Source organism: Streptomyces sp. NPDC057010 (assembly GCF_042673805.1).
Classification (GTDB): Bacteria; Actinomycetota; Actinomycetes; order Streptomycetales; family Streptomycetaceae; genus Streptomyces.
In genome coordinates this window covers 70,149-82,213 of record NZ_JBHUSC010000015.1, presented here as the reverse complement: position 1 = coordinate 82,213, position 12,065 = coordinate 70,149, and the positions used below count along the sequence as shown (strand labels likewise).

Below are 12,065 nucleotides of genomic sequence, written 5' to 3'. Positions count from 1 at the left end.
GACGGGGGCTAAAGCCGGACTGAACCGTCGGCCGCGTCACCCGCCAGGACTCCCGCGCCGGCCGCGGCCCCGGCGAACAGCTCGAAGGAGCGCAGCCGGTCCTGCTGACCCGGCACCACCGTGAGCGCCATGACCTCGTCGGCCCCCGTGCGCGCCAGCAGCGCGGTCAGGGCCTCGCGGACCGTGTCGGGGGCGCCGATCAGCTGGGGCTGTACGAGGTCGTCCAGGAACTGCCGTTCGGCCCGGCTGTAGGTGTACGCGGCCGCGGTGGCGGCGGAGGGGAAGGCGTCGAAGCGGCGGGCCGTGCGCATCCGTATCTTGCCCAGCAGGTAGGGGCCGGCCACCGCGCGCGCGGCCTCGTCGGTGTCGGCGACCGTGACCAGCACGGAGACGAGCGTGCGCGGCCGGTCCAGCTGGGCGGAGGGCCGGAATGACTCGCGGTAGCGCTCCAGGGCGAAGGCCGAGGCGTGCGGGTTGATCTGGTGCGCGAAGGCGTAGGGCAGTCCGAGTTCCCCGGCGGCCTGTGCGCTCGCGGGGCTGGAGCCGAGCATCCACAGGTCCGGCCGGCCGTCGGCGGCGGGTACGGCGACGATGCCGGAGGTGGGGTCGCCGGGGGCGAAGTAGCCGCTGAGCTCGGCGATCTGGTGGCCGAAGTCGCCGTCGCCGCGCTCCGGGGCCCGGCGCAGGGCGCGTGCGGTGACCGGGTCGGTGCCGGGTGCGCGGCCGAGGCCCAGGTCGATGCGGCCGGGGTGCAGGGCCTCCAGGGTGCCGAACTGCTCGGCCACCACCAGGGGCGCGTGGTTGGGCAGCAGCACCCCGCCGGAGCCGACGCGCAGGGTGGTCGTGGCGGCGGCCAGCCGGCCGATCAGGATGCCGGGCGCGGAGGTGGCCAGGCTCGGGGTGTTGTGGTGCTCGGCGACCCAGTAGCGGTGGTAGCCGAGGGCTTCGACGCGCGGGGCGAGGGCCACCGTGTCGCGCAGGGCGCCGGTGGCGGAGCCGCCCTCGAAGACGGGCACCACGTCGAGGACGGAGAGCGGGACGCGGCCGGGGCTGGTCATCGGGGACTCCTTGCGGGAAAGGGCGTACGGGGTGACCGGCCGGGGGCCGCGGCGGGGGTCCGCGGCACCCGGCCGGAGCGGGCGGGGCGGGCGGTCTCAGGCGTGGTCGGGCACCGGCTCGGCGGCGGTCTCCGCGGCGGGCTCGGGCGCGGGCTGCGGGCGGCCCGGCAGGAGCAGGCCGGCGAGGAAGACCACCACGGCGGCGGCCACGGCCCACCAGAAGGCGTTGGCGAAGCTCCCGGCCGTCGGCGTGGCGTGCTCGCCGCCACCCTGGAGGATGAGCGCCACCACGGCGATGCCGAGCGAGGCGCCGATCTGGTTCAGGATGAACACCGCGCCGGTGGCTCCGGCGACGGCCTCGCCCGGCACGGTCCGGTACACCGAGCCCATGGTCGGCGCGCCGACCAGGCCCATCCCGAAGCCGGCGGCGAACTGGGCGACCGTCAGCACCACCTGGGAGGTGTCGGGCCCGGACTGGGTGAAGACCAGCGCGCCCGCGCCGATCAGCAGGGCGCCGGCCGGGACCAGGACGCGCGCCCCGAACCGGTCGGCGAGGTTGCCGGCCAGCGGCATGCCGATGAGGGTGCCGAGGCCGAGCGGCGCGAGCAGCAGACCCGACTGGAGGACGCTGTGCCCGTGCACCTGCTGGTAGTACAGCGGGAGCAGGAACAGCAGTGAGAACAGGCCGCCGCCGAGCAGGAACATGGTGGTGACGCTGGCCGTGAAGCCCTTGCCGGCGAACAGCCTCAGGTCGAGCAGCGGGGTCTTGTCGGTCCGCAGCGCGTGCACGGCGTATCCGGCGAACAGCGCGATGCCCACGGCGAGTCCGATGACGACCCGGGTGCTGCCGAAGCCGTGCGCGCCGGCCTGCGAGAGCGCGTACACGAGTGCGGCGAAGCCGGGGGAGAGCAGGAACACGCCGAGGACGTCGAGGGGGACCGGGTCACCGCCGGCCGGCGGATCGGCCGGCAGCACCTTGACGGCGAGGACGATCGCGGCGAGCGCGAAGGGGATGTTCACGAGGAACAGCCACTTCCAGTCGAGGTTGTCCAGCAGCAGGCCGCCGACGATCGGGCCGACCACCGGGCCGAGGGTGATCGGTACGGAGATCAGGCCCATGACCCGGCCGATCCGCTCGGGGCCGGCGGCGCCCGCGACCACCGTCATCATGATCGGGTCGATCATGCCGCCGCCCAGGCCCTGGAGCACGCGGAAGGCGATCAGCGACTCGGCGTTCCAGGCGAAGGCGCACAGCGTGGAGCCGATCAGGAAGACCGTCAGGCCCAGCAGCCACATGCGCTTCGCGCCGAACCGGACGAGCGCCCAGCCGGCCAGCGGGATGGCCAGGGCGACCGCGAGCAGGTAGCCCGTGGTGACCCACTCGATGGTGGCGAGCGAGGCCTTGAACTCGCCGCCCAGGGTGCTGATCCCGACGTTGACGATCGTCGCGTCCAGGTAGGACATCATCCCGCCGAGCACCATCACGCCGAGCAGCGTGAGCAGCCCGGAATCGAGCCGGGCTGGGCTGCTCTCCGCCGTCTTTGCTACAGACACGGCAACTCCTTTGAACTCTTGAGCCCATCAATTTGAACTGGGTAGTTAATTTTTATGGTTGGGACGGTAGCATGGCTGCATGAGCGTTGGCGAGACCCCGAAAACGAAAGCGGCCCCGGCGGACCGGGGCCGGATGGACAAGCGGCGGGCCATCGTGGATGCGGCCCTCCGGGTCTTCGCGCGCGTCGGCTACAGCCAGGCGAGCCTCGACCTCATCGCCACCGAGGCGGGGGTCGCGAAGCCCACGATCTACAACCACCTGGGGTCGAAGGAGAACCTCTTCCGGCACGTGATGACCGAGACGGCGGCGCGCTCCAACGCCAAGACCCTCGATGTGCTGGAGGACTTCCCCACCGACCCGGACGGGCTGCGGCCCGGCCTGGAGGACGTGGCCCACAAACTGGTCGACTGCTACTGCGACGAGCAGTCGGAGTCGGTGCGCCGCCTGCTGTACGCGGAAGCGGTCCGCTTCCCCGACCTCTTCGACGAGGTCCGCGCCAGCGGCCCCAACCAGTTCACCGATGCCCTCGCCGGCCGCCTCGCCCGCCTCGCCAACGCCGGCCACCTGCGGATCGAGGACCCCGAGCGGGCCGCCAACCAGTTCATCGCGCTCGTCTACGAGGAACTGCCCGGCATGAGCGCGCTGGGCACCCGGCCGCTGGATCCCGAGCAGGTCCGGCACATCGTCAGCGCGGGCGTGGACACCTTCCTGCGCGCCTTCGCCGCCGCCCCCGGCCCGGAGGCCGGCACCGCGCCCGGCACCGGGGTCAGCGGCTGATCCGCTCGAACTCCCCGCGGTAGAACAGCAGCGGCTCGCCCTCCCGCGACGCGTCGAGGCGGAGCACCCGGGCCACCACGATCACGTGGTCGCCCGCGGGATGCTCCGCCTCGATCGCGCACTCCAGCCATGCCAGCCCGCCGTCCAGCACCGGCGCCCCGCCGGGCGACCGCGTCCACGGCAGCCCCCGGAACCTGTCCACGCCGCGCGTGGCCAGCCGGGACGCCGCCTCGCGCTGGTCCGCCCCCAGGATCGTGATCCCCAGCAGGCCGCCCGCCCGGATCCGGGGCCAGCTGGAGCTCGTGTGCGCGATGCAGAAGGAGACCAGCGCGGGATTCAGGGAAACGGAACAGAAGGAGTTCGCGGCCAGCCCCGCGCGCTCGCCCGTCCGCGGATCCGCCGCCGCGACCGCCACCACCCCGGTCGCGAACCGCCCCAGCACGCTGCGCAGACACCGGGAACCGACCGGGGCGGCCGCCGCCGCGCTCACGCGCGCGCCCCCGCGCCGTAGCGCAGCCGGGCGAACTCCCGGGTCAGAGCCACCCGCTGGTCCCCGTACCCGCCGCGCATCCGCAGCACCGACAGCAGGGTCCACAGCCGGGTCTGCGCGAAGAACCGGGGCGAGCCGTGCACGTCGTCGTGCTCCAGCAGCCGCACCGAGCGCACCCGCTCGCGCAGCAGCCGCGCGTCGCCCGGCGGGATGATCTCGTCGCGCTGGCTGGTGACGTGGGCGACCGGGATGCGCAGCGCCGCCAGCTCCTCCGGGGCCAGCGCCCACCCCTTGATCACCCCGTAGACCTCGCCGGGCGTGGTACGGGCCAGGTGGGCCAGCGTGTCGGTGGTCACGCGCGGCACCGAACGCTGCCACTCGGTGTCGGTGAAGAAGTCGTGCAGCGGCGCGCCGGCACCGACCACACCCCTGATCCGGTCGTCGGACAGGGCGGCCCGCAGGGCCAGATGGCCGCTGAAGCTCAGCGCCAGGGCGAACGTGCGCGAGGTGTCCGCCCGGTCCCCGACGGCGTCCAGGACCGCGCTGAACATCCGGTGGCTGTCGGCGTCGTACGGCAGGGTGTTCTCTCCGACACCGGGCATCTCGGTGACCACGCCGGCGAACCCCAGCTGCCCGAGCTGGAGCAGCACCGGCGCCCACTGCTCCTTGATCGACACGATGCCGCCGGTCATCACCAGCAGCGGCCGGGGCACCTCCGCGTCCAGGCCGGTGGTCCAGCACCGGATCCGGCCGGCGGGCAGTTCCACGTCGAGGCGCCGGATGGCGGGGAAGTCCGCCGCCCAGCCCGCGAACGCGGCCGTACAGCTCTCCAGGGCCGCCGCGCGGGCCGCGCCGTCCACGAAGGGGAACCGCGCCATGTTGTAGTGCACGGACGCTTCGAGCAGCCTGCCCCCGTCCGCCAGCCGCGCCGCCTCGGCGCTCCACTCGGCCACCCAGGAACCGGGCGTCCCGTCCCCGTCGTGGCCGATCCGGGCCAGCAGCGCGTCGTAGTGCTCGGGCGGCAGTCCCTGCGAACGGGTGTGGGCCACCACGAAGTTCTTGAGCTCGGCGATGTCGTTCATACGCTCTCCAGCGCCTCCTTCACCTCGGTGAGCACGTCGGCGGCCTCCGCGCCGTCGATCGCCCGGTGGTCGAACGTCAGACTCAGGCGCAGTACGGGCGCCACGGCGAGCTCCCCGTTCCGCACGACCGGCCGGTCCAGGATCCGGCCGACCCCGAAGGTGGTCGTCGTGCCGCCCACCGAATGGAACGAGTCCACGGCGCGGTGCCCGAGCGAGCTCACCGAGAAGGTCCCCGTCAGATGCGGCCGCAGCGCCAGCGACGCGGCGGCCTGGCGGAAGGTGCGCCGCCCCTCCGGCCACGGAAGCCGGTGCAGCTTCCGGATGCCGTCGAAGTCCTCCAGCAGGTCCGGGTCCCCGTCCCGGATCCGGTCCAGGTGCGCCTGGATGGCGGGCAGTTCGGCATCCTGCAGATCCCGTACGACGCTGCCCAGCACCACCCGCCGGCCGTCCAGGGTCCGGTCCAGGGCCAGCTTTCCGTTGACGAACGGGTAGTGCGCGATCCGCGGCCGGCCGGGGCCGCCCCGGACCGCCGCGTTGGCGTCCGGGTGCCCGGCCAGTACCCGGCCCGCCGCCCGCAGCACGTACGCGGTCGTCGCGTACCGCACCCCCTCGCTCTCCAGGGCGGCGGCACGATGGGCCAGCACCCCGGTCATGTCCACCTCGGTGTCCAGGAACACGGGCGAGAACTCCCGGATCACCTCCAGGAAGAACAGCGTGTGCCGGCGCTGGCGGGGGAGCGGCCCGCCGGGGGTTTCCGTCACGGCGCCACCGCCAGCCGGTAGAGTGCCTCCAGGCTCGGCGCCTCCAGGACGTCGGCCAGGGACAGCGCCCGGCCGGTCTCCCGTTCGAGGGCCGTGCACAGCGCCAGCAGGTGCACGGAGTCCCAGGACTCGACGGTGTCCAGGCTCTCGCCGAGGTCCTCGGCGCTCACGGACAGGGCGAGTTCGTCCTGCAGCAGCAGGACGAAGTCCTCCACGGTCTTCACGAGGCGTTCCCTTCCAGGAGCGCGGTCTCGAACCGCGCGGTCAGACGGATGTGGTCCGCGGGCCGGGGCAGCGGCTCCAGGTCGTGCCGGTACGCCGCGGAGGCCTCGTCGGAGGTCACGGTGGCGAAGCCGGACCGCGGATAGAAGTCCGCGACCTTGCCGTTCTTCGCGGTCCGCCGGTAGTCCGCGAGCACCTGCCGGGCGCCCTCCTCCCGCGCGCGGTGCAGGAGGGCCGCCAGCACCGTCGTTTCGATGCCCCGCGAGAAGACCCGGCAGCTGAGCAGGAAGTTGTCGATGTGCACGGTGTCGCCCTCGCGGTGCAGCAGCACCGCGCCGACGAGGCCGTTGTCCCCGAACCGGTCGGCGGAGGAGATGGTGAGCACCGATCCCGCCGGGTCCTCGGCGAGCGCCTGGACCTGGGCGGGCTGGAGCCGGTGCGTGGTGAGGTTGAACTGGTTGGTGCGCAGCGTCAGCTGGGAGACGCGGGCGTACTGGCCGGGCTCCGCGGGGGCCAGGGTCACCGAGACGTCCAGCTCGCGCAGGTACCCCTCCAGCGAGTCGAAGGTGTCCAGGAAGTCCTGCCGGGCCTGTTCCTCCCGGTAGCGCGCGGGCCGCGCGAGGTCCTCGGCCGTGAGCCGGCGTACGTCGAACCAGCCGTCGACCAGCAGCCGTTGGGGGTGCAGCGCGGGCTCCTCCCCCACCTGCACCACGGCCACCCCCGGCAGCTCCCGCCGGACCAGGCCGCATTCGAAGGCGCTGTCGTCGACGAACACGATGCTGTCGACGCCGACGTTGAGCTCCCGGGCCAGCTCGGTCAGGTTGTCGTGCTTGGGCCGCCAGTTGGCCCGGATCCGTACGAAGTCCTCCTCGCGCAGCACCAGGCCGGGGTGCTCGCCCAGGGTCTTGACCACGGGATCCTGGTCGTTCTTGCTGACCGCCGCGAGCAGCACGCCCTGCGAGCCCAGCTGCCTGGCCACCTGCTGGAACCGCCGGAAGGCCTGCCCCCGGTAGCCGCCCTCGGTCTCGATGCCCTCCGGCCCGACCTCGCCCAGCACCCCGCCCCACACCGTGTTGTCCAGGTCGAGGGCCAGCACCTTCTTGCCGCCGCCGGCCGACTGCCGGGCCAGGTGCCCGACCTCGCGCGCGTATCCGGAGAGCAGGGCGTCCGACAGGTGCGCCCTGGCGTACACGCTCTGCCGGACGTCGCGTGCGGGCACGCCCTCGGCGAGCAGCGGATCGAGGTCCACGGTGACCACCTCGGACCGCTGTTCGGACAGCCGCAGCAGGCGTACGTTCGCCTCCCGCCACAGCGCGCCGAGCCGGGCCCGGGACCCCAGGTCGAGGACCTGCGCGGTCAGCTCGCGGGGGAGGGGAAGGGTGTTGAGGACCAGGGTGGCGCCGGTGGTGGCGGTCGCGAAGACGGCGGCGGCCCGCTCGATCAGCGAGAGCTTCGCGTCGAGGGCCGCCTCCACGTCCTCCACCCGCCAGGGCGCCGGCAGTTCGTCGGTGACGACCGCCGGGTCCAGCACCAGCAGCGCGAGGGAGGGCCGCGCCGCGTACAGGGCGCTGTCCGGATCGGCCAGGTCGAAGACCCAGCTGTCGAACTCCGAGAGCCGCACCCGGGCGAGCAGCCCGTGCCGGGCGAACTCGATGGTCAGCGCCGGTACCAGCGCCGAGAGGGTGCCGTGCCCGGTGACCGCGACGAGCGGCGCCGGCAGGGCCGGGTGCGCGGCCAGCACCTCCTCCGGGTCGAGCCGGGCGAGCAGCCGGCCGTGGCGGATCAGATCCTCGTCGGCCGCTTCGGCCAACAACCCCCGGACGGCCGGGTACTGCTCGGCCAGTCGTCCCGCGCGGTGCAGAGCGGCCAGTGAATCCGCCACGGTCTCAGTTCCCTTCCAGTGCGAAGCCGGCCTTGATCCACTTGCTGGACTCGATGGAGATGCCGACGGCCTTGCGGCCCGGCCCGAGGGCTCCGGCGAGGGCGCGCTCCAGCTGCAGGAAGACGATCGCGTTGCCGCTGTTGCCGGCTTCGTCCACCACGGTGACGTCCTCGGCGTTCGGCAGCGCCAGCCGCTTGGAGATCAGCCCGGTCATCCGGCCCGACAGCTGCGGGGGCAGCAGCAGATCGACGTCCCCGGGCTTCCAGCCCGCCTCGTCGAGCAGCTCGGCCAGCACCTCCTCGGACATGGCCGGCACGTGCTCCTCGATGGCCTTGTAGTCCTCGCTCGCCGCGGGCCGGTCGCTGTCCCGGTCGGCCGGGCCGAACCACTCCAGGACCGCGCCCGGCTCCCGGCCGAGCCCGACCAGCCGGGTGAACAGCCCCCGCACCCGCGCCGATCCGGAGCCGGGCCCGGGATCGGTGGAGAGCACCGCCGCCCCGGCCGCGTCCCCGAAGAGCACATAGTTGACCAGCTCGGCGGGGGCCGCCTTGCGCAGGTCGGCCGTCACGTCGTAGAAGCGGGCGATCACGTCGCCGCCGAGCACCAGCACCCGGCGGCCGCTGCCGCTCAGCAGGATCTGCCGCGCGACGTCGAGGGCCTGCACGGCGCCCGAACACCCCGACTGCAGCTGGAAGGTGCGCACCCCGTCGATGCCGAGCCGGTCCGCGACGATGTTCACCGTCGCCGGCATCAGCCGGTCGGGGGTCGCCGTGCCCAGCACCACCGCGTCCACGTCCCGCGCCGTGAGCCCGGCCGCGTCCAGCGCCCGGCGCCCCGCCTCCTCGGCGAGGTCCGCCAGCGAACTCGTGATCTCCCCCGACTCCAGGTCCAGCGCCAGGTGGCGGGACCGGGTGCCGATGAAGGCCTCGACCCACTGTTCCCACAGCGGATCCATGCCGAACCGCCGGGCCAGCGCGGCGTTGTCCACCGCGGGCCCGGGCAGCGCGGAGGCCGCCGAGAGGATGTGTACGTCCCGACCGGTCATCAGTGCTCTCTCCTCATGGGCGTTGCCTTGCGTCGTGACGTCAGTCGGACAGCAGGATCCGGGCCTCGGCGGACGCCCGGACGCCGGTCATCCGCCACTTCCGGAAGCCGGTCAGCCCCTCGTAGCGGCCGCTCGTACCGGTGGCGGGGTAGTACACCCACTCGCTGGTCCGCACGTCGTTGAAGTCGGCCCAGCCCTCGGCGTGGATCGTGCCGTCGTCGAGGGTGATGTCCTCGGTGTAGTAGGTCAGCAGGCCGCCGTCACCCGGGCGCTCGTAGGTGATGCGGAAGGAGCCGTGCGAGGTCCCGATGAGCTTGCCCGACTCGTCGAACAGCTCGTCGTCGAAGGTGCCGGTCTGGCCGATCTGCGGATCCGCCACGTCCACGTCGTCGACCACCTTGACGACGACCTCCTTGGGCACGCGGATCACGATCTGGTCTGCCATGGGCTGGATTCCTTGTCTGTGAGAGGGGAAAGGGGTGTCACACGGTCCGGGACGGCAGGTCGCCGGCGACCAGCGGCGGCCGGTCCGGGCTGGTGCCCGGCCCGGTGAAGGGGTCGTGGCCGGCGGCGCTGCCGGCCGCTGCCGGCGAGGGGAAGAAGACGTCGGTGACGGGCTCGTGCCCGGCCCGGGTCAGCACCGCCCAGAAACTGCCGCGCGTCCACGTCCCGCTGTTCAGCGGGTCGTTGTCCGAGAAGGTGTAGGGGGCGTACTGGCGGCCGGTCGGATCGGGCTGGGTGAAGCGCCCCCAGAACCCGTTGTACAGGTGGTGGTCCAGGACGTGCGCGCTGCGCAGCAGCTGGTACGCGCCCCGGAAGCGGAAGGGGTTGAGCGCGGCCGCCGGTCCCGTCGCCGTCACCGCGCCGTGCGGGGTGTAGGCGTAGCGGGCGGCGACGGCGCCCTGCTCGTCGAGCAGCGCGAGCACCGAGCCGTGCTGGTCCGTCACGGCCCAGTGGTGCCGTCCGTCGGCGGTCAGCACCGCCAGCAGGGCGCCGTCCGGGGCCCGTACGAAGTCGGCGGGCACACCGTCGTCGGTGACCCGCACCACGCCCAGGTGGCTGTGGGTCAGGACGTGGGTGACCGTGCGCCCGTCCACGGTGGTCTCGGTGATCCGGCGCGGCGTCTCGTGCCCGACGCCGTCGTAGGCGATGTCGACGACCTGCACGCCCCCGAAGACCCCGGTCAGGGTCTGCCGGGTGGGGCTGTAGGTGAACGAACCGGTCGGGTTCTCCTCCTCGGTGAAGTTCCCGGCCCCGTCGTAGGCGAAGGTGGTCTCGCCGAACCGGGAGACCTGGCCCGCCCCGTTGAGGGTGAACCGGACCTCGCCCAGGCGCACCAGGTGGTTCGCCGCGTCGTACGCGTACTCCACCTCGCCCGCCCGCACCAGCCGCTTGAGCGAGTCGTACCCGTAGCCGGTGAACTCGCCGTCGACGACGGTGTGGCGCAGCACGTCGCAGTCCGCGCCGCCGCCCGTGTTGTAGCCGTACTCGACCGAGAGCAGCACCTCCCCGGCCGTGTTCCGCACGGTCAGCGCGGTCCGGCGGCCCGAGGCGTCGTAGGCGATCTCCTGGACGGCCGGGCCGAAGTCCACCGAGGTCAGCCGGCCCGCCGCGTCGTGCGCGAACAGGGCCGTGCTGCCGGCCGGGGTGGTGACGGAGGCCGGGCGGCCGGCGGCGTCGTATCCGTAGAGGACCGGTCCGCCGGGTGTGTCCAGCGAGGTGAGCAGCCCCTCGGCGTCGTAGCCGGCCCGGATCTCCTGCGACCCGGCGTCGTCGGTGCGCACGGCCGCCGTCAGCCGGTCGCCGGCGGCGGTACGGGCCCACGCGAAGGAGTAGGACCAGCCGGGTCCCGATTTGCGGACGGGCCGGCCGAGCCCGTCGTAGGCCAGCGAGACCAGCGTTCCGCCGGTGTCCTCGTCGGTGACCTCGGTGGGCCGGCCCGCGTCGTCGTACCGGTGGCCCGTGGTGCGGCCGTCGCCGGCCGTCACCGACGTGATGCGGGACAGGGCGTCGTAGCGGAACACGGTCGTGCCGAGCGGGGCGGGCGGAACCACCCGGGTGAGATTGCCCGTCGCGTCGTAACGGAAGGCGGTGGTAGACCCGTTGCCGTCCGTGAGCTCCGTGATCCGGCCGTGCCCGGGATCGTAGGCCCGGGTGTCCAGGGGCTCCTCCCGGCCGGCGACGCCGGTGCGCACGACCCGGCCGGCCCCGTCGCGCTCCAGCAGCAGCTCGTGGCCGGCCGGGTCCCGCAGGGAGCTCGGCAGCCCCGGGTGCGCCGGATCCGCGTACGCCGCCGAGAACACCCCGGAGGTCGGCAGCCGCAGCGACAGCGGCCGGCCCTCCCCGTCGTACTCGCGCAGCAGCGTGCCGCCCGCGGCGTCGGTCGACCGGGTGGGCCGCCCCTGGGCGTCCCACTCCTGCCGGGCCGTGTGGCCCAGCGCGTCGGTCACCGCGACCTGCCGCCCGGCCGCGTCGAAGGCGTGCGTGGTGCGCCGGCCCGTCGGCCCGGTGACGGTGGTGCGCCCCTCCTCGTACGCGAAGCCGATGCGCACCGGCCCGTCCGGGCCCGACCAGCCCACCGAGACCACCGCGGAGCCCTCGCCGTAGGCCAGCTCCACGGGCCCGTCGTGCGGCGGGGTGATCCGCACCAGCCGGCCCTGCTCGTCCCAGCCGAAGTCGGTGACGGCGCCGGTGGCGTCCCACTCGCGCACCAGCAGGCCCGCCGCGTCGTATGCGAACGCGGCCGCCTGGGCACCCGAGGGGTCGAGGAGTTTGGTGATGCGGCCCTCGCCGTCCCGGTGCAGGGTGGTGACCCGGCCCTGCCCGTCGGTGACGGTCACCGGCTCGCCGCCCCGGTCGATCGTGTTGCCCTCACCGGCGGACAGGGACCAGCCCGGACCGAAGCCCTCGTCGCCGCGCGAGCCGCCCCGGTACTCGCGCAGCAGCCGCAGATGCCGTCCGGTCCCGGCGACCACCAGGTCGAGGCGGCGCAGCACCGGCTCCCCGGAGGCCGGATCGACGAGCAGTTCCGTCCTGTCCCCGATCGGTACGCGCCGCACGGCGCGGCCTTCAGGGGTGTCCCGAAGCGTGGGCACTGGCAACTCCTCAGGGCGGGGAACGTGTCCGGAAAACCACCGGGGCAGGGCACCGTCCGGCGGGACGCCAGGCTCACTCCCGGCTCTAAAGCTCGCCT

Annotated in this window: 11 protein-coding genes; 1 reads left to right on the top strand and 10 read right to left on the bottom strand. The window is 73.7% G+C overall.

Translation table 11 applies throughout. The annotated features are described in order from the left end of the window. Positions 1-8 precede the first annotated feature (8 nt). Both ACFTXQ_RS16410 and ACFTXQ_RS16405 read right to left on the bottom strand, forming a co-directional pair. Complete coding sequence (locus ACFTXQ_RS16410; protein WP_382641216.1) at positions 9-1,058, bottom strand: LLM class flavin-dependent oxidoreductase; 1,050 nt, start codon at positions 1,056-1,058, stop codon at positions 9-11. Positions 1,059-1,154: 96 nt separating this feature from the next. Then, positions 1,155-2,612: a DHA2 family efflux MFS transporter permease subunit gene (locus tag ACFTXQ_RS16405; RefSeq protein ID WP_382641214.1), complete on the bottom strand. Its 1,458-nt coding sequence runs from the start codon at positions 2,610-2,612 to the stop codon at positions 1,155-1,157. A gap of 79 nt (positions 2,613-2,691) precedes the next feature. On the opposite strand from ACFTXQ_RS16405, the gene ACFTXQ_RS16400 reads away from it, so the two are divergent. Next, positions 2,692-3,390 carry a TetR/AcrR family transcriptional regulator gene (locus tag ACFTXQ_RS16400; protein WP_382641211.1) on the top strand — a complete coding sequence of 233 codons (699 nt, stop codon included), beginning with the start codon at positions 2,692-2,694 and terminating at the stop codon, positions 3,388-3,390. On the opposite strand, the gene ACFTXQ_RS16395 is transcribed toward ACFTXQ_RS16400, so the two are convergent. From ACFTXQ_RS16395 to ACFTXQ_RS16360, 8 genes are read right to left on the bottom strand one after another with little or no spacing between them, the layout of a single operon-like run. Beyond that, the gene (locus ACFTXQ_RS16395; protein ID WP_382641208.1) at positions 3,380-3,880 is read right to left on the bottom strand and encodes a flavin reductase family protein; all 501 of its coding nucleotides are present in this window, start codon (positions 3,878-3,880) and stop codon (positions 3,380-3,382) included. The two genes, ACFTXQ_RS16400 and ACFTXQ_RS16395, sit on opposite strands and share 11 nt — an antisense overlap. Next, positions 3,877-4,962, bottom strand: a complete 1,086-nt coding sequence (locus ACFTXQ_RS16390; RefSeq protein ID WP_382641205.1) for an alpha/beta hydrolase — start codon at positions 4,960-4,962, stop codon at positions 3,877-3,879. Before ACFTXQ_RS16390 ends, ACFTXQ_RS16395 begins: the two co-directional genes overlap by 4 nt. Next, entirely contained in the window at positions 4,959-5,723 is a 765-nt protein-coding gene (locus ACFTXQ_RS16385; protein WP_382641202.1) for a 2-oxo acid dehydrogenase subunit E2, read from the bottom strand. The genes ACFTXQ_RS16390 and ACFTXQ_RS16385 overlap by 4 nt, the downstream gene beginning before the upstream one ends. After that, entirely contained in the window at positions 5,720-5,947 is a 228-nt protein-coding gene (locus ACFTXQ_RS16380; RefSeq protein WP_382641200.1) for a phosphopantetheine-binding protein, read from the bottom strand. Before ACFTXQ_RS16380 ends, ACFTXQ_RS16385 begins: the two co-directional genes overlap by 4 nt. Continuing rightward, on the bottom strand, positions 5,944-7,827 hold the full coding sequence (locus ACFTXQ_RS16375; protein WP_382641197.1) for an HAD-IIIC family phosphatase: 1,884 nt from the start codon (positions 7,825-7,827) through the stop codon (positions 5,944-5,946). The genes ACFTXQ_RS16380 and ACFTXQ_RS16375 overlap by 4 nt, the downstream gene beginning before the upstream one ends. 4 nt (positions 7,828-7,831) lie before the next feature. Continuing rightward, positions 7,832-8,872 carry a 3-oxoacyl-ACP synthase III family protein gene (locus ACFTXQ_RS16370; protein WP_382641194.1) on the bottom strand — a complete coding sequence of 347 codons (1,041 nt, stop codon included), beginning with the start codon at positions 8,870-8,872 and terminating at the stop codon, positions 7,832-7,834. A gap of 40 nt (positions 8,873-8,912) precedes the next feature. Beyond that, positions 8,913-9,317, bottom strand: coding sequence for a hypothetical protein (locus ACFTXQ_RS16365; protein WP_382641192.1), 405 nt, complete (start codon positions 9,315-9,317; stop codon positions 8,913-8,915). Positions 9,318-9,354: 37 nt separating this feature from the next. Beyond that, positions 9,355-11,967, bottom strand: a complete 2,613-nt coding sequence (locus ACFTXQ_RS16360) for a DUF6531 domain-containing protein (protein ID WP_382641189.1) — start codon at positions 11,965-11,967, stop codon at positions 9,355-9,357. Positions 11,968-12,065: the final 98 nt, after the last annotated feature.

What these genes read in the sequence shown, in the direction of transcription:
- ACFTXQ_RS16400 (WP_382641211.1), top strand. Translation starts at nt 2,692, where the DNA reads ATGAGCGTTGGCGAGACCCCGAAAACGAAAGCGGCCCCGGCGGACCGG.
- ACFTXQ_RS16365 (WP_382641192.1), bottom strand. Translation starts at nt 9,317, where the DNA reads ATGGCAGACCAGATCGTGATCCGCGTGCCCAAGGAGGTCGTCGTCAAG.
- ACFTXQ_RS16370 (WP_382641194.1), bottom strand. Translation starts at nt 8,872, where the DNA reads ATGACCGGTCGGGACGTACACATCCTCTCGGCGGCCTCCGCGCTGCCC.
- ACFTXQ_RS16390 (WP_382641205.1), bottom strand. Translation starts at nt 4,962, where the DNA reads ATGAACGACATCGCCGAGCTCAAGAACTTCGTGGTGGCCCACACCCGT.
- ACFTXQ_RS16410 (WP_382641216.1), bottom strand. Translation starts at nt 1,058, where the DNA reads ATGACCAGCCCCGGCCGCGTCCCGCTCTCCGTCCTCGACGTGGTGCCC.